Source organism: Halomonas sp. SH5A2, assembly GCF_014263395.1.
GTDB lineage: Bacteria > Pseudomonadota > Gammaproteobacteria > Pseudomonadales > Halomonadaceae > Vreelandella.
Window position 1 is genome coordinate 1188189 of sequence record NZ_CP058321.1, and the last position, 20808, is coordinate 1208996.

Below are 20808 nucleotides of genomic sequence, written 5' to 3' on the forward strand. Positions count from 1 at the left end.
ACGATAAAGGAGACGGCCCAATGTTAAACCAACTGCGTTCGGATCATGCCAACATGGCCAGGATGCTACACGTCCTGCAGCTCAAGCAAAAAACTCTGGTTCAGGGAGAACGTCCCAATTTTCAACTTATGCGCGAGGTAGTGGATTATATTTTGTCCTATATGGACGGTTTTGCCGTGCCGCTCGAGCGGATCTGCGTTGAACGCCTGGGTAAGGTAGCGCCCGAATACTCCTCCCTCACCGAAAAAATGGCTGAGGATTATCGGCAACTAACGCCTCGTCTGCAGCAGCTGTCCAATGATATCGATATGATTCTGATGGATAATGTGCTGCCGATGGATAGATTTGCCGACGACTTGAAAGCCTATCTGGACGCCCATCGGGCCTACTTGCGTCACGAGCGTGAGGAGCTTTTCCCGTTAATCGACAAGCATTTCAGCGAAGATGACATGGAAGCGTTGCGCCAGTCGCTGCCCGCCGAGGCTCAACAATCGCTTGAGCGTTTGCAGTTGGCGTACCCCGAGCTTTATGCCGAGCTGCGCGGCGCCGATGTGCCCAACGTATAAGTTTGTCAATTGACCGGGCTAAAGGTGGCTTATCAGCTATCGCGTGCGTGTTAAACTAGTCGCCTCGATGAAACGCAGACTGGGCCAATAACTGGGCCAACAAACTAGGGGCGATAGTGGGCATACGCAACGGCTGTGGCGTGACAGGATGAGCCAGGGGCCTGTTCTTATATTTGATTCCGGCGTGGGTGGGCTTTCGGTGGCGGCAGCGCTCCGTCAGCACTACCCCCACGCCGGTTTTTGCTATGCCTGCGATAATGCATGGCTGCCTTATGGCCTGCGCGACGACGCCACGCTTGCCGAGCGCATTGTGGCCGTCTGCCTGGCCGCCGTGACGGCTTGCCAGCCCAGCGTACTGGTCGTCGCCTGCAATACCGCCAGCACCCTGGCGCTTGAAAAGCTGCGCCGGCATTTGACGATTCCCGTGGTGGGCACTGTGCCGGCGATTAAACCGGCGGCGGCGCTCAGCCAGACGCGCCATATCGCGCTGCTGGCCACCAGGGCGACCGTCCGTCGTCCCTACACTCAGGCATTGATTGACCGCTTTGCCAGCGATTGCGTGGTGACGAGAGTCGCAGCAGACGCGCTGGTGAATGAAGCCGAAGCTTGGGTGGCAGGCCATCCCCCCGATGAAGCGCGTCTCCAGGCCGCGATGATGCCGCTATGGCAGGCCGCTCAGGACACGACTTCACCCGATACCCCCGCGCTGGACACGATTGTGCTGGGCTGCACCCATTTCCCTCTCTTGAAACCCTGGTTGGTCGAGCTTGCTCCCGTGCCGCTTAATTGGGTCGATTCCGGCGATGCCATCGCCCGGCGTGTCGGCGAGGTGGCGGGGGCGTTGATAAAGAGTGCGGCGGACGGGCGCTGCTTTACCACTGGCCCGGCCGAACACTTGACGAATGGCCTGGCACGTTATGGTTTCCAGCCTGCGCAGCTGTTACCCCTTCCGTCTTAACGTTTACGAATTTACTGAGGAGCCGCTTTGGCTATTCCCGTCGTTGACCCTGAACGCTATGCCGAGCAACTCGCCGACAAGCAGGCATATGTCGAACGCCTTTTTGCGTCCTTTGAGCCGCCGGCCCTGGAGGTGTTTGCCTCGCCGCCCAGCCACTATCGTCAGCGCTGTGAGTTTCGTATCTGGCATGAGGGCGACGATCTTTTCTACGCCATGTTTGAGGTCACGCCGGGCAATCCCAAGAGCAAGCGCGTTATCCGGCTAGACCAGTTCCCGGTGGCCAGCGAGGCGATTAACCGGCTGATGCCGCAGTTACGCGACGCCTTTTTGGCAAGCGATGAGCTGCGTCGTCGACTGTTCCAAGTGGAGTTTTTAACCACGCTCTCCGGCGAGGCGCTGGTGACGCTGATCTATCACCGCCCGTTGGGCGATGCCTGGGAAGCCGAGGCGCGGGCGTTAGAGGCAGAACTGGGCATCATGATCATTGGCCGCTCGCGCAAGCAGCGCCTGGTGCTTACCCAGGACCACGTTTGGGAACGCCTGGAAGTGAAGGGCCGCACGCTGCATTACCAGCAGGTCGAGAACAGCTTTACCCAACCCAATGCGCATATCTGCCAAGCGATGTTGGGCTGGGCCTGCGACGTGACGGCGGGGCGTCAGCAAGAGGATTTAGTCGAGCTATACTGTGGTAACGGTAACTTTACCATTGCCCTGGCGAATAACTTCCGCCGCGTGTTGGCTACTGAAATCTCGCGCACCTCGGTCGCCAGTGCCAACGTCAACCTGGCGGCCAATGGCGTAACCAATGCCCAGGTGGCGCGAATGTCGGCCGAGGACTTCGCCCTGGCTCTCAAAGGCGAGAAAACCGGTCGTCGTGTAGCGGAAATGGCGCTTGAGACGTATGACTTCTCGACGGTATTGGTGGATCCACCACGGGCCGGGCTTGATGAGCAAAGTTGCCAACAGATCAGCGAATACGCCCAAATCGTCTATATTTCATGCAACCCGATAACACTTGCAGACAACCTGGCTCAGCTGACGCAAACCCATAAGATTGAGCGCTTTGCACTGTTTGACCAGTTTCCGTTTACCGACCATTGTGAATGTGGGGTATGGCTTACGCGTCGGTAATCAACATGATGCCCAGCATGGTGATGCATAAGTGGTATGCGCTATGAGTAACCGGGCAGGTGGCTAGGGCGTTGCCAGCGGGTAGCGTAAGCTAACCGGCATGATGGCCTAAAGGCCTATTGTCCTTCGTTTTTTGGCCAGATGATGGCCCCGGCAGTAGAGGTGATGGATGCATTACGTTGCGATTGAAGAAAGTCGGCAAGATTTGTTGAAGCAGCTACAGGAACGTCTGCACGATCGCTTGGAGCCGACCCGCGCCGAGGCCATTGATGCCTTTGCGCGGCACTTCTACGCGACGGTGCCCGTCGAAGACCTGATTGACCGTCGCCTGGATGATCTTTACGGGGCGACACTGTCGATTTGGCAGTTCCTGCAGCATCACGACTCGCAAAGCCCCAAAGTCCGTGTGTTCAACCCCGATTTCGAAGAGCATGGCTGGCAGTCGACCCATACCTTTGTGGCGGTGCTTCACGAGGATATGCCGTTTCTGGTCGACTCGGTACGCATTGAACTCAATCGTCGCGGTTTAACGGTGCATGCCATTCAGAATGCGGTGTTAGCGGTGAGTCGCGATGCTCAGCACCAGTTGCAAGCGCTTGGCTCGCCCCGCGATGCCAAGGCACCCGAGGCGCGCGAATCACTGGTGGTGATCGAAGTTGACCGCCACACCGACCCAGAACTGCTGGAAAAAATCGAGCATAATCTGCACGAGGTGCTGCGCGATGTACGCATCGCAGTGGGCGATTTTGATGCCATGTGCGAGCAAATTCGCGGTTCCATTCAAGAGATCGAGAAAAACTGCCCGCCGCAAATCGACCCGGACGACCACGAAGAGGCGATTGCCTTTCTGGAATGGCTGCTCAAGGATAACTTCACGTTCCTCGGCTACGACGAGTACTTGCTCGAAGACGGGGTGTTGACCCGCGACCCGGACAGCGTACTGGGTGTGTTCCGTCTGGATCAGCCGCGCTACAGCGAGCGCATCCGTACCGAAGAGGGCATCGGCGAAGACGATAACTATGTGCTGGTGCCGCAGTTGCTATCGTTTGCCAAGAGCGCCCATCACTCGCGGGTTCATCGCCCCACCTATCCCGATTACATCACCGTTGACCGTTATGACGACGATGGCAATGTCATTGGCGAGCGGCGTTTCTTCGGCCTGTTTACCGCCACGGTGTATAACGAGTCGCCGCGCAATATTCCCCTGCTGCGCCGCAAGCTCAAGGCGGTCATGGATATCGCCGGGTTCAACCCCCAAGGGCATAACGGCAAGCAGTTGCTCCAGGTACTGGAAGTTTATCCCCGCGATGACCTGTTCCAGATGAACACCGAGGCGCTGGCCAGTACGGCCTTGGGCATTCTCGATATCCGCGAACGCCGTCAGGTGCGGCTGTTCATTCGCGCCGACGTCAGCGGCAAGTTCTATTCTTGCTTGGTCTTTGTGCCGCGCGATTTGTTTTCCACCGACTTGCGTCAGCGCATTCAACATCTACTCTGCGACGAGCTCGATGCCCGCTTCGGGGACTTCAATACGTACCTGTCGGAGTCGGTGCTGGCACGTATCCAGCTGATTTTGCGTTTCAACGGCGATACACCCAGCCAATACGATCTGAAACGCCTGGAAAATAAAGTCGCGCACCTGGCACGTAGCTGGCGCGATGATTTGCAGGCGGCGATGATCGAAGGGTTCGGCGAAGAGCAAGCCAATAACCTCATGGAGCAATTCCACGAGGCGTTTTCTGCCAGCTACCGCGAAGATTTTACCGCGCGCACGGCGGTCTTCGACGTACAGCATCTGCTGACGCTGGATAGCGAGAACGACCTGGCGCTTTCACTTTACCGGCCGCTGGAAGAGCAGGGCGGTGGCGTGAATTTGAAGCTGTTCCATCGGGCGTCGCAGATTCCGCTTTCGGATGTGCTGCCGATGATGGAAAACCTTGGCCTGCGGGTTATTGGCGAGCGTCCCTACGATATTAACAGCCCTCAGCAGCGCTACTGGATCCACGATTTTGAGCTGGAGCACAGCGGCGCCGAAATGAGTCTTTCGGAAATGCGCGAGACGTTCGGCGAAGCGTTCAAGCGCATTTGGAAAGGTGAAGCCGATAACGATGCCTTCAACCGCTTGATCATCGGTGCGGGCCTGGACTGGCGGGAAGTGGCCATGCTGCGGGGCTATGCCCGCTACCTGAAGCAGATTCGCTTTGGCATGTCCCAGGATTATATTGCCACCACGCTGGCTAACTATCCCGTGATTACCCAGACGCTGGTCGAGCTTTTCCAGCAGCGTTTTGACCCCGCTCTGGAGGACCACGATACTCGCGACTGCGTAGCGCGCATCAATGAGCACCTTGAAGCGGTCGCCAGTCTTAACGACGATCAACTGCTGCGCCGCTTCATGGAGCTGATCCAGGCGACGTTGCGGACCAATTATTACCAGCAAACCGAGCATGGCCGCGCCAAGGATTACATCGCCTACAAGCTGGAGCCTTCCAAGGTCACCGGGATGCCCAAGCCGCGCCCGATGTTCGAGATATTTGTTTGCTCGCCCCGGGTTGAAGGCGTTCACCTGCGCGGTGGCAAGGTGGCCCGGGGTGGGCTGCGTTGGTCCGACCGCCACGAAGATTTCCGCACTGAAGTGCTGGGGCTTGTGAAAGCCCAGCAGGTCAAAAACGCCGTGATCGTGCCGGTCGGCGCGAAAGGCGGCTTTGTCTGCAAGCGTATGCCAGAGAATGCCGACCGCGAGACCCAGCAGAAAGAAGGTATTGCCTGCTATCAGCTGTTTATCCGCGCGTTGCTGGATGTCACCGACAACCTTGTGATGGGCGATGTCGTGCCGCCACAACACGTGGTACGCCACGACGAAGACGACGCCTATCTGGTGGTTGCTGCAGATAAGGGCACGGCGACCTTCTCGGATATTGCCAACGAAATCTCGCTGGAATACGGCCACTGGCTGGGGGATGCCTTCGCGTCCGGCGGTGCCAACGGCTATGACCACAAGAAGATGGGGATTACCGCACGCGGGGCATGGGAATCGGTCAAGCGTCACTTTAAGAATCTGGATATCGACACTCAGCGTGATGAGTTCAGTGTGATCGGCATCGGTGATATGGCTGGCGACGTGTTTGGCAACGGTATGCTGTTGTCCGAGACGATCCGGTTGGTAGGGGCCTTCAACCACATGCATATATTTGTTGACCCCACGCCGGACGCGGCCGTTACCTTTGCCGAACGCCAGCGCTTGTTCAAACTGCCACGTTCTAGCTGGGAGGATTACGATCAGACATTGATCTCCCAGGGCGGCGGTATTTTCAGCCGTAGCGCCAAATCGATCGAGATCACCCCTGAAATGCAGGCGGTATTTGGTATTCAGGCAACCCGACTGTCGCCCAATGAGTTGATCCACGCGATGCTGGTCGCCAAGGTCGACTTGATATGGAACGGCGGTATCGGTACCTACGTAAAAGGCTCGGAAGAAACCGACGCTGAGGTGGGTGATAAAGCCAACGATTCGCTGCGCATCAACGGCAACGACCTTAACTGTCGTGTGGTCGGCGAGGGTGGTAACCTGGGCCTGACCCAGTTGGGCCGCATGGAAGCCGCTGCTAAAGGCGTGCGGGTTTACACTGACTTTATCGACAATGCCGGGGGCGTTAACTGCTCCGACCACGAAGTGAATATCAAGATACTGGTCGATGAAGTGGTCAAGCGCGGTGACATGACCGACAAGCAGCGCAACCAGCTGTTGGCCGAGATGACCGACGAGGTGTCCGAGCTGGTCATTCTGGATAACTACCGCCAGACCCAGGCGCTGGACCTCTCGGCGATTCTTTCCCAGCAGGGAATGGGGCCCTACCGGCGCTTTATCAGCGAACTTGAGTCGGCGGGGCAGATCGATCGGGAACTTGAGTTCCTGCCTACTGACGACGTCCTCAAAGAGCGTTCCAGTCAGCAGCAGGGCATGCGCCTGCCAGAACTCTCGGTGTTGATTTCTTACGCCAAGAGCACCCTGAAAGGCGACCTGATTACCTCTGATGTGCCCGACGATCCTTATATTCACCAGCATCTTGAGCGCCTGTTCCCGGCGGTGCTGACCGAGCGCTATCGGTCGGAAATGTATGACCACCGTCTGAAGCGTGAAATCGTGGCTACCCAGGTGGCCAACGATTTGGTCGACCACATGGGCATTGTGTTCGTGCGTCGGTTGATGGACTCAACGGGTGCTGGCCGGGCGGACATCGCGCGGGCTTATGTGGTTGCCCGGGACAGCTTCAACCTGCCTTCCCTGTGGGCCCAGCTGGAGGCGCTGGATAACCAGGTGCCCAACCGCGTGCAGTACGCGATGATGCTGGATGTGATGCGCATGATCCGTCGTGCGACGCGCTGGTTCCTGCGTCAGCACATGGGGCTTTCGACCCAGGACACCATCGAGTACTTCCGGCCGCGCCTGGCGCAGCTCCAGGAAGGTATTGGCGAACTGTTGAGCGGTGAAGAGCAGGAGGCATGGCAGCAGCGCTATGAAGAGTTGCAATCAGCGGGCGTGCCGGATGCGCTAGCCTCCACCGTTGCAGCGGCTCCCAGCCTGTATGCGGGTCTGGGCATTATCCAGGCGGCGCGGACCACCAACGAGAAACCCCAGCGGGTCGCCGAAGTGTTCTACGAGATTGGCAGCCGCCTGGAACTTCCCTGGATGATTCAGCAGGTCACCCAACTGGAAGTGCGCGACGCCTGGCAGGCCCAGGCGCGGGAAACCTTCCGCGACGATATCGATCGCCAGCAGCTGGCGCTGACCACCAGCGTGCTCAGGCTGGAAGCGGGAAGCCGCGAGACGCAGGAGCGCGTTGCCCAGTGGCTGGAACAGCATGCGGGTCTGCACAATCGCTGGTGTCGCTTGATTGACGAGGTGCGCGGCGGCAGCGAAGGCGGCTTTGCGCTGTTTGCGGTGGCTATTCGTGAATTGGTCGACCTGGCGGAAAGCGATAGCGAAAGCTAACGTAGACACGTTACCGATGTATCAAGCGCGCCCACTCGGGCGCGCTTTTTAGGTGTGCGCCAGGCATGGCGCGCAGCGCCTGACTGGCGCTGTTCCTGAGGGTGGTGCCTCAGGATGACTTGGGGGTGGAAGTCCCCTGCACGCCCGGCAAGGGGAAGTGCTAGCCGACGACAAGGGTGTCCCCCGCGAGGGGGAATCTGAAGGCAGTCCGAGGCAAAACGCTGGCCTGACGAACAGGAAGCGGATACGAGGCGTCATGGCGGGGTGAGATGGCACCAATCATCAAAGCCCGATACTTGCACGGAACGCCATGACGTAAATCCGACAGGCATAAGCGGGAAGGTCGCGCGTCTTACCCTGGGAGGTCTGGTGGTCTGCCACGGTGCTACCGGCGTCGAGAGGCGGCGGGATGGATCACCAGACGTCAGCCGAGGCCATAGTAAGTGCCGGTTCACCACGGCACCAAGGGCCGAACATGAAGAACCGCGAGTAGGCGATAACGTCTCGAGGATCGATCATGAAGACAGACCATGGCGCTAACACCGTCACTCACCCAGAGGGGCCGGAGCAGTACTCCGCGTCCCAGCCGGTGAGCGTCGAGACGAGCCCGGCGTCGTTATCGTGGACGAAAGCGGAGCCAGCCCCGCTCATGGAACGGGTCGTCGACCCGAAGAACATGGAGCGAGCTTACCGTAAGGTGGTTACCAACAAAGGCGCACCGGGTGTCGACGGCATGACGGTGCATCAACTGGCTGACCACCTAAAGCAGCACTGGCCAACGCTGCGCGAGCGGCTGTTGGCTGACGTGTATCACCCTAGCCCGGTCCGAGCCGCCACGATCCCCAAGCCCAAGGGAGGGACGCGGCAGCTCGGTATTCCCACGGTTACCGACCGCCTAATCCAGCAAGCGCTGTCCCAGGCGCTCATGCCGATCTTCGACCCGGCGTTCTCCGAGTCGAGTTACGGCTACCGCCCCAAGCGGAGCGCCAAGCAGGCCGTCTCGGCCATGAAGGCCCACGTCACCGCCGGTCACCGCTGGGTGGTCGACCTTGACCTGGAAGCCTTCTTCGACCGCGTGAATCACGACCTGCTGATGGCCCGGGTCGCGCGGCGCGTTGACGACAAGCGCGTGCTGCGTCTGATCCGCCGCTATCTGGAGGCGGGCATGTTCCAACACGGCTTGCCCACGCCAAGGCGGCAGGGAACGCCCCAAGGCGGACCACTCAGCCCGCTGCTGGCGAACATCCTGTTGGACGACATGGATAAGGAGCTGGAACGCCGCGGCCATCGCTTCTGCCGCTACGCCGATGACGTGCAGGTGTACGTCAAGAGTCGGCGAGCAGGCGAGCGTGTCATGACCAGTCTGAGTGAGCATCTCGAGAACTCACTTCGGCTGACGGTCAATCGCAGTAAAAGTGCGGTGGACAGGCCATGGCGACGCGGCTACCTGGGCTACAGTCTCACTCGGCACAAGCAGTCGAAACTGACGCTTGCCAAGAGCAGCCTGAAGCGCATGATGCAGCGAGTCCGTGAGATCCTGAAGCGTGGCAGGGGGCGTAACATGAAACGGATAATCGAAGGGTTGAGGCCAGTCTTACGAGGATGGGCCAACTACTTCAGTCTCGTTGACGTGAAGCGCCCCTTGGAAGCACTGGATCAATGGATACGCCGCCGCTTACGCGGTCTGGTCTGGCGGCAATGGAAGCGCCCGGCGACCCGGTATCGGCAACTTCGAGGGCTGGGACTGGACGCTTACCGGGCTTGGAAATCGGCGGCTAATGGTCGAGGCCCCTGGTGGAACGCCGGCGCCTCGCACATGAATCAGGCCCTGCCAAGGAAATGGTTCTACGATCAAGGGCTGATCTCGATACTCGATACGGTAAGATGGCTCAAACGTTCTGCATGAACCGCCGTGGTACGGAACCGTCGGTCCGACGCTTCGGTGCCCGGTGGTGTGAGAGGACGGGGGAGGCAATCCCCCTCCTACTCGATTATAATGGCGCTCGTTTTCAAGCCTCCCTCGCTTCAAGAGAGTTTCCATGTACGCCCTTGCCCGCTCGCTGTTCTTCCGCATCGACCCTGAGACATCCCACGGCATGGCGCTGGGCGCCCTGGATGCCCTGCACCGCGTCGGTTGCGTTAAACGCTTGATGGGCGAGCCTATTGACGACCCGGTCGAACTGATGGGGCTGCGTTTCGCCAACCGTGTGGGCTTGGCAGCGGGCTTGGACAAGAACGCTGATCACCTCGACGCCTTGGGGGAGCTTGGCTTCGGGTTTATAGAAGTTGGCACCGTCACGCCGGTGGCTCAGCCGGGTAACCCCAAGCCCCGCCTGTTTCGTCTTGCCGAGCACGAGGCCATCATCAACCGATTCGGGTTTAATAACCATGGCGTTGCGCATCTGGTCGCGCAGGTAAAGCAACGTCATTACAGTGGCGTGGTGGGCATTAATATCGGCAAAAACCTGACCACCTCGGTTGACGATGCCCTGGACGACTACCTGGCCTGCCTGGAAGCGGTTCATGGGGTGGCGGATTATGTGACCGTGAATATTTCCTCGCCCAACACCCCTGGGCTGCGTACGCTGCAGTTTGGCGCTCAGTTGGATGCGCTTTTGGGCCCCATCCGGGCGCGCAGCCTGGTTCTGGACGAACAGGACGGTCGGCAGGTGCCATTGCTGGTGAAAATTGCCCCGGACATGACCGACGAAGAAGTGGCATTGGTGGCAGGCAGTATCGAGCGCAACGGCTTTGACGGAGTGATTGCTACCAATACCACCATTTCACGGGAAGCGGTGGCGGGTGACCCTCAGGCCGACGAAGCGGGCGGGCTTTCGGGCAAGCCGGTGTTTGACGCCTCGAACCGTATCATCCGCTTGCTGCGCGGCCACTTGCCGGATTTGCCGATTATCGGCGTGGGCGGTATCGACAGCGGCGAGGCCGCTAGAGCCAAGCGCGATGCCGGTGCGGATCTGGTACAGCTGTATTCCGGACTGATTTATCGCGGCCCCAAGCTTGTCAGCGAGTGTGCCAAGGCATTAAAGAGGCGATAAAAAGCCCGCTTGATGGAGCGGGCTTGGAGGTGTTCAGTAAAATGATATGCAGAGATTAGGGTTGTTAAAGGTTAGGTCATTACAGTGGGGTTTTTATGGATACCGGAAACGCCGGTCATGCCATCCCACTGGTCGCCGCGACCTTCACGCCAACCGCTCATCCAGTATTCGCGTAAATTAACCTCATGGCTGGGGCAATCATCACGGGAGCGACCCGTAACGCCCGCTTTGTAGCCATGTACATAAGCCCGCTGGAAGCGATCACGTTTTTGTCGTTTCATTGGCTAACCTCTTTGTATGAAAGCCTTTGAGATTAAATAACGGGGACTGTGAAATAGAAAAGAGAACTCTATGTCTCGCCCCATCATTCCGAGAGCTAACTTCAAGAGTGAACTGCCATTCTGGCACAGCGGTCTAGCACTCACGTGCTGAACCCACCGGGCGGCTCGCTCGTCAACGCCATAGGTCTTTGAGACGGTTCTTTGAGACGATTCCTTAAAACGATCTTCAAGACCCTGGCAGGCAACGCATGCGTTTTCAGTAGCTACTCTCTTATTGTTAGACCATGATGGGGTTACTTGTCGACCATCAAATTGTCATAAGACGTAAACTCATTTGCAATATATAGGAATATCGCGCGGTTACGCGCAGCCATTACCATGACCGAGTCGAGCCAAATTGCCCCCCTAGAGCTGCTGGCAACGTGCCCCAAGGGTATCGAAAGCCTGCTTGCCGACGAACTGACCGCGTTAGGCGCGACCCCAGGTAAAACCACCGTGGCAGGCGTGTACTTTGCTGCCGATCAGGCCACGGCCTATCGAGTTTGCCTGTGGTCGCGGCTTGCCAACCGTATCATCCTGATCCTGGCTCGCGAGCCGATGATCGAAACTGCCGAACAGTTACGCACTGTGGTCGCGGGCATCGACTGGACGCAGCATTTGGCCCCGGAGCGGACGATGGCGGTGGATTTCCACGGTCGCAGCGACCACATTCGCCATACCCGCTTTGGCGCACAAACCGTCAAGGATGGTGTCGTTGACGCCTTGCAGTTGGCAGGGCAGGCGCGCCCCACCGTGGATACCAAGACGCCGCATCTGCGTTTATATGCCCACCTGCACCGCGCTAACGCCACCGTGGGTATTGATCTTTCGGGAGAAAGCCTGCACCGGCGTGGCTATCGCCGCGACGTGGGCCATGCGCCGTTGAAAGAGAACCTGGCCGCCGCGCTGCTGGTGCGCGCGGGCTGGCCTGAGCGCGCCAAAGCAGGTGAACCGCTGATTGACCCCCTTTGCGGTGCGGGAACGCTGTTGATTGAGGCCGGCCTGATGGCGGCCGACCAGGCGCCCAACCTGCACCGTGAACGCTTTGGTTTTCACGGCTGGGCCGGCCATGATGAGGCCGAGTGGCGAGAGCTCAAGCGAGAGGCTGATGCTAGGGCCTCGATTGGCCGCAAGCGCTGTAAAACGTCACTGACCGGCTTTGACGAAAGCCCGGCGGCACTGTCGGCTGCCAAGGCCAATGCCATGCGCGCCGGGATTCCGGCGCTGATTCATCTGCACGGTCAACGCCTCGGTCAGCTGACACGACCCGCAGAGTTAACTGCCGAGCAAGGACTGCTGATCACCAACCCGCCCTACGGTGAGCGTCTGGGCGAGCTGCCCGAGCTGGTTCAGCTGTATGCCCAACTGGGCGAAAAAGCCAAGGCGTTGTTTCCTGGCTGGACCCTTGCGGTGTTTACCGGCAACCCGGATCTGGGACACCGGCTTGGCCTGCGGGCGCACAAGCAGTACGCGCTGAAAAACGGCGCCCTGGATGCCAAGCTGTTGTTGATGACCATCGAGCACCGGGCCGGTCGGGTCGAAGAGGGCGAAAGCGCACCCGCGACGACTGAGCAGGCTGCACCCAAGGGGTCTGAGAACGCGCAGATGTTTGCCAACCGGCTGGTCAAAAACCAGAAGCGCCTAAAAAAATGGCTGAAGCAAAGCGGTGAGAGTTGTTACCGGCTTTACGATGCCGATATGCCCGAGTACGCCCTGGCGGTCGATCGCTACGGCGACCATGTGCACGTCCAGGAGTATGCTGCGCCGCGTTCGGTGGATCCCTCCCATGCACAAAAGCGCCTGTTCGACGCGCTGGAAGTCATGCCCGGTGCGCTGGATGTCGATCCTGGCAAGATCCACGTTAAGCGCCGTGAGCGGCAAACCGGCAGCGCCCAGTACCAAAAACGCGATGCCAGTGGCGAGCGCTTCGAAGTGCGCGAGGGGGATGCCCGTCTTTGGGTCAACCTGCGCGATTACCTGGATACGGGGCTGTTTCTCGATCACCGGCCCGTACGCCGCATGCTGCGCGAAATGGCCAGCGGCAAGCGCTTCCTGAACCTGTTCTGCTATACCGCAACCGCCACGGTGCAGGCGGCGCTGGGAGGCGCGAGCGACAGCGTGAGCGTGGATATGTCCAATACCTACCTTGAGTGGGCGCGGGATAACTTCACGCTTAACAAGCTCGACCCCAGGCTACACCGGGTGGTGCGCGATGACTGTTTCCGCTGGCTGGAAACCGCCAACGCCGAGTTTGATCTGATTTTCATGGATCCGCCGACGTTTTCCAACTCCAAGAAGATGCGCGATACGCTGGACGTTCAGCGCGACCATCCGCGCCTGGTGGAATTGGCCATGGCGCAACTGGCACCGGGCGGTACCTTGGTATTCTCCAATAACCAGCGGCGCTTCAAGCTGGATGAGTCGCTTAGCGCGCGTTACGTGGTCGAGGATATTACCGCGCGCAGTTTTGACCCGGATTTTCAGCGGCGCAGCAATGCACACCAGGTGTTTCTGTTACGCCACCGCGAGTAAAACCGTCTAGGTCTGCCATATGATTCGGCTAACCCTGTATACCACCCAAGGCTGTCATCTTTGCGCTGAATTGGAGGCGCGGGTGGCGGCATTAACCCGCCACCCCATTGTGTGGCAGCGGATAGAGGTGGCCGACGATGAAATACTGCTGGCACGCTACGGCGAGCGCATTCCCGTGCTGGTAGACGACGCGGGAAACGAACTGGAAGGTGGGTATGCGCTTGAGCCCCTGTGCGACTGGCTGCGGGCACGTGGCTGGCTGGACGAATCAGCCCCCAGCGATAGGATGAAACCCGAGGCCCCAGCGCCGCAAGGCAGGCATCAACGCAACGGGCGGCGTTTTCTGGGGTAAGAGGCGTTAAGCGGATCGACTTTTAGACCGTATCCAGCAACGAAAGCTGGCGCATGGCTTCCTGGCCTTCGGGGGAGTTGTCGGCCACTTCCAGCACCTTACGAAATCCCCGAGAGGCCTGGATGGTGGTTTCATCTTCCAGCCACATATGCGCCTGGGCCAGGGTGTCAGCCAACTGATGTTTCAGGCCGCCAAACTGAGTGCCGATCTGTCCCCAGGCGCGGCTGAAGATCCAGTCGCCGAGCATGTCCTGGTGAATATGCACCAGCACGTAGTCATGGTCGGTTTCCCAGCGTACGATCAAAACATTCTCCTTAGCATTCGTTAACGCCCCCTTAAATCGGCCTGCATCAAAAGCGTTGCGGGCGTATTGTAAAGCCCGGATAAGAAAACGCCTATGAAACTTGTTATCGACGCCAATATCCCTGCCGCCGACACCTGCTTTGGAGCCTTCGGCACGCTTGAGCGTGTGCCTGGTCGCGAGATCAGCGCCGCTGACGTGGCCGATGCCGATGCCCTGATTGTCCGCTCGGTGACCCAGGTGGATCAGGCGCTGCTCGCCAATAGCCCCGTCGAGTTTGTCGGCACCTGTACCATTGGAACCGACCATATCGATCGGGCCTTTCTCGATGAACGGGGTATCGGCTTTGCCAGCGCTCCGGGCTGCAACGCCGAGGCGGTGGTCGATTATGTGCTTAGCAGCTTGCTGACGCTTGCCGAGCGTGAGGGCTGGGCACTTAGTGAGCGCAGCGTTGGCGTGGTGGGTGTCGGCAATGTGGGCAGCCGACTGTGCGCACGGTTAACGGCATTGGGAGTGGCGGTACTGGCCTGCGACCCACCCAGGGCCGAGCAGGAGGGCGCCCACGGTTTTTCTGATATCGATGAACTCATTGCCCGCTGCGATGTGCTGTGTCTGCATACGCCGCTGGTGGCGTCCGGCCCTCATGCCACCCATCATCTGTTCAACGCGCAGCGAATCAATGAGCTGACGCCGGGCAGTGTGCTGTTGAACGCCGGGCGGGGTGACTGCGTGGATGGCCTGGCGCTGCGCAGCCGGCTGGCGGGCCAGGGCGATATTACCGCCGTGCTCGATGTATGGGAGCAAGAGCCCGCCATCGATGCAAATCTGCACGATCTGGCGACCCTGGCGACGCCCCACATTGCGGGCCACAGCCTGGATGGCAAACTGCGCGGCAGTTGGATGATTCACCAGGCGTTGGCGGACCATCTGGGTCAGTCGAGTTCGTTGGGGTTTGACGAGCTCTGCCCGCCGCCTGCGCTTAAGCGCCTGACGCTCGAGCAGGCGTTGCCGGTGGAGGATGCGCTCAGGCTGTGCGCCCGGGCGGTATATGATACGCGCCGAGACCACGACACCCTTCATCGCCAAGTGCGCGCGTTGGGTGTGGCCCACGGTTTTGACCACTGCCGCGCCAACTACCCGCTGCGCCGCGAGTATGCCACGCTCGAAGTGCAGCTCAAAGGTACTGCCAGCGTGCTGTCTGAGCCACTCAGCGCGGCGGGGTTTCAGGTCATAATTGCTTAAACACCATCAATAGCGCCTATCTTCAAGCGTAAAAAAGGCCCGCTAAAAGCGGGCCTTTCAACTTCGTACATTGGCCGTTTTACTGCCGATAAGCGGCTTCTTTTAGGGCGCGAATACGGTCATCCAGCGGCGGGTGGCTGGCAAAGAGTTTCTCGACCAGTGAGCGTGTCTGGCCTTTGGTGATGGCCATAGCGCGCAGCGTATCGGGCATCTGGTCGGGCATTTCGGTTTCGCCTTTCAGGCGGGCCAGGGCGTTGACCATGGCACTGGTACCCGCGAGGCGCGCGCCGGCTTCGTCGGCACGGTATTCGCGAAAGCGCGAAAACCAGGCCACGATGGCCGAAGCCGCAATACCGAGGACGATTTCGGCGACGATGACCACAGCAAAGTAGCCGATAAAGCCCAGGCCGCCTTCGCCACCGCTGCGGCTTTTCAGGAAGCCGTCGATCAAGTGGGCCACAATACGGGCAAAGAACATGACAAAGGTGTTCACGACGCCCTGAATCAGGGCCAGGGTGACCATGTCGCCATTGGCCACGTGACCGATCTCGTGGGCCAGCACGGCGCGAACTTCGTCGGGTTGCATGCGGTTTAAAAGCCCGGCGGACACCGCCACCAGGGCGTCATCTTTATTCCACCCCGTGGCAAAGGCATTGGACTGTTGTGCCGGGAAAATACCCACTTCGGGTGTCTTGATGCCGGCCTCGCGGGCCAGTTCGGCGACGGTGTCGACCAGCCACTTTTCGGTAGCGTTCGACGGGTTTTCAATAATCACCGTGCCGGTGCTGCGTTTGGCCATCCACTTCGAGATGAACAGCGAGATCATTGACCCCGCCATGCCGAAAATAAAGCAGAAAATCAGCAGGCTGGTGAAGTTGATGCCCTGGGCGTTGAGGTAGCTTTCTACCCCGAGTAGTCGTAATGTCAGGCTGGCGACCAACAGCACCGCTATGTTGGTGCCTAAAAACAGCAAAATGCGCATCATGTGGCGGATTCTCCCTAGAATATAACCGTCTTGAGTGTGGCGGCGTTGAGCAGAACCGTTGCCGTCGAGCCGTACTGGTTTGATTAGATACGTTCAGTTTGCCCGGGTTTCAAGTACTAACGCTAAATATCGTGTCTTTTACTGCCGATAGCGGGCGAGGAAGTTCGCAAAACGGTCCAGGGCATCGCCCAACTGGTCCGCCCACGGCAGCGTAACAATGCGTACATGGTCAGGCTCTGGCCAGTTAAACGCTGTGCCCTGTACCAGCAGAATTTTTTCTTGTAACAGTAGATCGAGCACCATCTGCTGGTCGTCCTTGATGTTGAACACCTTGGGGTCGAGGCGCGGAAAAGCATACAGCGCGCCTTTGGGGGTTACGCAGGACACCCCCGGGATGGCATTAAGTTTTTCCACGGTGATATCGCGCTGGGCCAGCAAACGTCCGCCGGGCAGAATGAGATCATTGATCGACTGGTAGCCGCCCAGCGCCGTTTGAATGGCATGTTGGGCTGGCACGTTGGCGCACAGGCGCATCGAGGCCAGCATGGTCAGACCCTGAATGAAATCCTGGGCGTGGAGCTTGGCCAGGGTGCCTGAAATGGTCATCCAGCCCGAGCGAAACCCGGCGCAGCGATAGCTTTTCGAAAGGCCATTCATGGTGATGACCAACTGATCGTCATCCGCCAATGCCCCAGTGGCGGTGTGTTCCACGCCGTCGTAGAGAATCTTGTCGTAGATTTCATCGGAGAACACCACCAGGTTGTGCTGCTTGGCGATGTCCAGCACTTCGCGTACCACGGCGGGCGGATAGACCGCGCCGGTGGGGTTGTTGGGGTTGATCAGTACAATCGCGCGGGTTCGGCTGGTGATTTTGGCACGAATATCGGCCATGTCCGGCGCCCAGTCCGCCTGCTCGTCACACATGTAATGCACGCCGTGGCCACCGGAAAGGTGCGCCGCGGCGGTCCACAGCGGGTAATCGGGGGCAGGGATCAGCAGTTCGTCGCCGTCGTTGAGCAGTGCCTGCATGGCCATGACGATCAGCTCGGAAACGCCGTTACCAATGTAAATATCTTCAATTCCGACGCCGGGAATCTGTTTGCGTTGGCACTCCTGCATGATCGCCTTGCGCGCCGAGTAGAGCCCCTTGGAGTCGCAGTAACCCTGGGCGGTGGGCAGGTTGCGCATCACGTCCTGAAGAATTTCTTCAGGGGCCTCAAAGCCAAAGGGCGCGGGGTTGCCGATATTGAGCTTGAGGATTCGCTGGCCTTCTTCTTCCAGCCGCTTGGCGTGGTCGAGCACCGGGCCACGAATGTCGTAGCAGACATTACTCAGCTTGTGCGATTTTTTAAGCGTGGGCGATTCTTGAGATTGGGGGGTGTCCATGAGCCGTGATTTCCAAAAAGTGTCCAGTGGCCGCGCGGCATTGCCGGTCGATGCGTCATTATGCGTCGGAATGGGAGGTACTGTCTTCGTCGCCGTGTACCGGCGGCGGTGGAATATCCGCAGGGGTTTCCAGCGTTAACCTGCCCAGCTTGCCGTCGCGCAGTTCGTGCAGCAAGACTTCAGCGCCTCGGTGCAGGTCAACCGCGCCGCCGGGGCGTAGCCCGCCGCGCTTGCCCGCTATTTCCTTGAGGATGGCCTGGCCGTCAAAGCCTGCAATGGCCAAAAAATCAGGTTTTTGCGGGCCGTCAGCGTCGACATCATCGGTGCTGGATGGCGCATAGCGGGGCAACGCCTTGAGTTTGTATCGGGCGGTGAGGGCATCGGGGTAGCGTTTGGCGAGTTCCGCACTGGTGATGATCGCCACGTCGGTGTATTCAATCGCGGTATCGCGAATCGCGCCGCTGGCGGCCAGACGGTAGGCGCTGGCCTGGTCTTCAATCTTGGGCCATAGCACCCCGGGGGTGTCGACGAGCGCCACGCGACCGTCGATGCGCACCTTCTGCTGGCGCTTGGTCACCGCCGGCTCGTTGCCGGTTTTGGCGATCTTGCGCTTTGCTAGACCGTTGATCAGTGTCGACTTACCCACGTTGGGAATGCCCATCACCATCACGCGGACATCGCGGTCGGCGCGCACCGCTCCGGCCAGTTCGTGACAGAGTTGGGGAATTTTTTTCAGCTCGCGGGCGTTGGTGGTGGTGACCGCTAGCGCGCGCATGTCGTCCTGAGCGTCGAAAAACGCGACCCACTCGGCGGTGCGTTCCGGGTCGGCCAGGTCCGCGCGGGAGAGAATCTTGAGCACCGGCTTATGACGGGTCAGCTCGGCAAGCATAGGGTTGGCGCTGGAGTAGGGTAGCCGCGCATCGAGCACTTCGATGACCACGTCGATTTCCGGCAGCGCCTCCTGGATTTGGCGGCGGGCCTTGTTCATATGTCCGGGGAACCAGCCGAGCATGGGTCTCTCCTGCAAATTGCTAATGCGGTGCATCTTAACAGAAGGTGCTGATTAAAAGGGTTGTCGTAAAGGTGAGTTGGCCTTATATTCTTTAATGGTATAAATATATAATTTTATGAAAATAACAGTGACAACTGACCGTCATAGGCGAACAGGAGAGCAGCGTGGAATTAACATCAAGCCTGCAGGGGCTGTTAGGCGGCGTTTTAATTGGCATCTCGGCGGTTTGGCTGATGGCAAGCCTGGGGCGTGTCGCCGGTATCAGCGGGATTGTCGGGACGCTGATTACTCAGCGGCCGCGGGGCGACAGTGCCTGGCGATTGGCCTTCCTGGTCGGGTTGGTTAGCGGTCCGTTAGTGCTGATGTTGATGGGCAGCGAATTCGGCAATGTCGCTAATCAACCCGGCGAAGTCATCGGAGAGCCAATTGGCGGCGTGCCGTTGATGCTGGCGGCTGGTTTGCTGGTCGGGTTGGGGACCGGGCTAGGCAGCGGCTGTACCAGTGGGCATGGGGTCTGCGGTCTGGCCCGGCTATCGCCGCGCTCCATGGCAGCAACACTGACCTTTTTGGTCGCCGCGTTAGTCACCGTGTATGTCGTCCGCCACGTTTTTGGAGGAGGCGCATGAAAAAACGCTATGTGACCATGGCCGCTAGCTATTTGGCGGGGCTGGTGTTCAGTCTGGGACTTGCCGTCTCGGGTATGACAGATCCTGCGAGAGTCGTTGGATTTCTGGATGTTGCCGGTAACTGGGACCCCTCGCTGATGTTTGTGCTGGGCGGTGCAGTCGTGACCACGTTTATAGGGTATCGCTGGGTACTCAAGCAGTCTGCGCCGCTTTTGACGGAGCGCTTTCAACTGCCCAGCAAGCAGGATCTGGATGCAAAACTGCTCGGTGGGGCGGCACTGTTTGGCGTCGGCTGGGGGCTTTCCGGCTATTGCCCAGGTCCTGCAATTGCGTCCCTGGGCGGTGTTTCATTACCGCTGTTGGCGATGTTGGTGACCATGGTGTTGGGGTGGTGGATCGCCAAACGCGTCACCTGAGAGGTTGCTCCAAGGGCGCGCGACTTATTCCGGCGCCGGGCCGCCCATCATTTCTTCCAGGCGTTCCGCGCTGGGCATGCCTTCCACGCGGTCCAGGCGGGTGACGCCGTCATCGGTTTCGCGCTTGAAAGCGCTGGTCGGGGTGGCGTAGAGGCCCAGGCCGTCGAACAGTTGATTGTTGCTGTATACCTGCTCTTCGATTTCACGGGGTTGGGCGCTGGCGCTGATGCGCTCGCCTTGTTTATGGCGGGCCAGGGCGGAGGCGGGGTCGTCGGCCGCGAGTAGTGAGGCGGCTTTGGCGGGGCTGTCAGCGTCCAGTATACCTACCACGATATGGCGCAGTTGCACCTTGCCGGCTTCAACCCAGGGCCGTGCGGCTTCCCAAAAAGCCTGGCAGTAGGGGCAGTTGGGGTCGGTAAAGGTGTAAACCACGCGTGGCGCGTCGCGCTGGCCGTCCTGAATCCAATAGCTGTCTTCGAGCAGCTGCCAGGTTTGGGCTTCAAGCGGTGCCCGCACGTGCTTATCCAGCGCTGCTTCCTCGAGCTGGTTGTCGCCATCCTGGTCGGTCAGCGAGCCGGTGATGGCGTGTTCGCCGTCGGGTGTCAGGTAGATGGTCACTTCCTGTCCCTGGCGACTGGCTCCAAAGCCGCGCATACCGCCAGGGGCGTCAAACTCGCCATGAATCTCCAGACCTTGATCCGCCAGTGCCTGGACTGGGGCGGGGAGCGAATCCGCTTGGGCAATTGGCATCATGAGTATGCCGAGCATCGCGCTACCGAATAGGGGTAAACGACCCGATACTGGCTGGGGCAGGGATAGGCGGTGCAGGGAGAACCAATCGCGCATAGCGTTCCTCATTCGTTGCAAAGTCGAGGTGCTAGCGTAACGTGCAGTGCCCGAATCGGCATCTTTTTCTGGCTAATAATTCTATCTAT

Annotated in this window: 17 protein-coding genes; 11 read left to right on the forward strand and 6 right to left on the reverse strand. The window is 59.3% G+C overall.

All coding sequences use genetic code 11. The features are described from left to right. The first annotated feature begins 20 nt into the window (after positions 1–20). From HXW73_RS05535 to HXW73_RS05560, 6 genes are all read left to right on the forward strand, one after another. Complete coding sequence (locus HXW73_RS05535) at positions 21–566, forward strand: hemerythrin domain-containing protein (protein WP_186255265.1); 546 nt, start codon at positions 21–23, stop codon at positions 564–566. 148 nt (positions 567–714) lie between these two features. Beyond that, entirely contained in the window at positions 715–1524 is an 810-nt protein-coding gene (gene murI, locus HXW73_RS05540) for a glutamate racemase (protein WP_186255266.1), read from the forward strand. Positions 1525–1551: 27 nt separating this feature from the next. Then, positions 1552–2655: a tRNA (uridine(54)-C5)-methyltransferase TrmA gene (gene trmA, locus HXW73_RS05545; protein WP_186255267.1), complete on the forward strand. Its 1104-nt coding sequence runs from the start codon at positions 1552–1554 to the stop codon at positions 2653–2655. A gap of 169 nt (positions 2656–2824) precedes the next feature. Next, on the forward strand, positions 2825–7648 hold the full coding sequence (locus HXW73_RS05550; protein ID WP_186255268.1) for an NAD-glutamate dehydrogenase: 4824 nt from the start codon (positions 2825–2827) through the stop codon (positions 7646–7648). A 517-nt stretch (positions 7649–8165) separates the two neighbouring features. Continuing rightward, positions 8166–9554: a group II intron reverse transcriptase/maturase gene (gene ltrA, locus HXW73_RS05555; RefSeq protein ID WP_186255269.1), complete on the forward strand. Its 1389-nt coding sequence runs from the start codon at positions 8166–8168 to the stop codon at positions 9552–9554. Between the two features lie 133 nt (positions 9555–9687). Then, positions 9688–10701, forward strand: coding sequence for a quinone-dependent dihydroorotate dehydrogenase (locus HXW73_RS05560; protein ID WP_186255270.1), 1014 nt, complete (start codon positions 9688–9690; stop codon positions 10699–10701). A 71-nt stretch (positions 10702–10772) separates the two neighbouring features. Here the strand turns inward: HXW73_RS05560 and rmf are convergent, their stop codons facing one another. After that, on the reverse strand, positions 10773–10982 hold the full coding sequence (gene rmf, locus HXW73_RS05565; RefSeq protein WP_186255271.1) for a ribosome modulation factor: 210 nt from the start codon (positions 10980–10982) through the stop codon (positions 10773–10775). Between the two features lie 378 nt (positions 10983–11360). Here rmf and rlmKL point away from each other — a divergent pair, with 378 nt between their 5' ends. Further along, positions 11361–13553: a bifunctional 23S rRNA (guanine(2069)-N(7))-methyltransferase RlmK/23S rRNA (guanine(2445)-N(2))-methyltransferase RlmL gene (gene rlmKL, locus HXW73_RS05570; RefSeq protein WP_186255272.1), complete on the forward strand. Its 2193-nt coding sequence runs from the start codon at positions 11361–11363 to the stop codon at positions 13551–13553. A 19-nt stretch (positions 13554–13572) separates the two neighbouring features. Beyond that, positions 13573–13905, forward strand: a complete 333-nt coding sequence (locus HXW73_RS05575; RefSeq protein ID WP_186255273.1) for a glutaredoxin family protein — start codon at positions 13573–13575, stop codon at positions 13903–13905. Positions 13906–13927: 22 nt separating this feature from the next. Here the strand turns inward: HXW73_RS05575 and HXW73_RS05580 are convergent, their stop codons facing one another. After that, positions 13928–14209, reverse strand: a complete 282-nt coding sequence (locus tag HXW73_RS05580) for a hypothetical protein (RefSeq protein ID WP_186255274.1) — start codon at positions 14207–14209, stop codon at positions 13928–13930. Between the two features lie 93 nt (positions 14210–14302). Between HXW73_RS05580 and pdxB the strand changes: the two genes are divergently transcribed. Continuing rightward, a complete protein-coding gene (gene pdxB, locus HXW73_RS05585) occupies positions 14303–15448 on the forward strand; it encodes a 4-phosphoerythronate dehydrogenase PdxB (protein WP_186255275.1) in 1146 nt (381 codons plus the stop codon). A 79-nt stretch (positions 15449–15527) separates the two neighbouring features. On the opposite strand, the gene htpX is transcribed toward pdxB, so the two are convergent. The 3 genes from htpX to ylqF form a co-directional block, all read right to left on the reverse strand. Further along, on the reverse strand, positions 15528–16433 hold the full coding sequence (gene htpX, locus HXW73_RS05590; RefSeq protein ID WP_186255276.1) for a protease HtpX: 906 nt from the start codon (positions 16431–16433) through the stop codon (positions 15528–15530). A gap of 138 nt (positions 16434–16571) precedes the next feature. After that, a complete protein-coding gene (locus HXW73_RS05595; protein WP_186255277.1) occupies positions 16572–17819 on the reverse strand; it encodes a pyridoxal phosphate-dependent aminotransferase in 1248 nt (415 codons plus the stop codon). 58 nt (positions 17820–17877) lie between these two features. Further along, positions 17878–18831: a ribosome biogenesis GTPase YlqF gene (gene ylqF, locus HXW73_RS05600; protein ID WP_186255278.1), complete on the reverse strand. Its 954-nt coding sequence runs from the start codon at positions 18829–18831 to the stop codon at positions 17878–17880. 233 nt (positions 18832–19064) lie between these two features. Here ylqF and HXW73_RS05605 point away from each other — a divergent pair, with 233 nt between their 5' ends. Both HXW73_RS05605 and HXW73_RS05610 read left to right on the forward strand, forming a co-directional pair. Then, positions 19065–19457, forward strand: coding sequence for a YeeE/YedE family protein (locus tag HXW73_RS05605; protein ID WP_446719007.1), 393 nt, complete (start codon positions 19065–19067; stop codon positions 19455–19457). After that, positions 19454–19873 carry a DUF6691 family protein gene (locus HXW73_RS05610; protein WP_186255280.1) on the forward strand — a complete coding sequence of 140 codons (420 nt, stop codon included), beginning with the start codon at positions 19454–19456 and terminating at the stop codon, positions 19871–19873. The genes HXW73_RS05605 and HXW73_RS05610 overlap by 4 nt, the downstream gene beginning before the upstream one ends. A gap of 24 nt (positions 19874–19897) precedes the next feature. Here the strand turns inward: HXW73_RS05610 and dsbG are convergent, their stop codons facing one another. Continuing rightward, positions 19898–20719 (reverse strand): thiol:disulfide interchange protein DsbG, encoded by an 822-nt coding sequence (gene dsbG / locus HXW73_RS05615; protein WP_446718999.1) that lies wholly within the window; start codon positions 20717–20719, stop codon positions 19898–19900. Positions 20720–20808 lie beyond the last annotated feature (89 nt).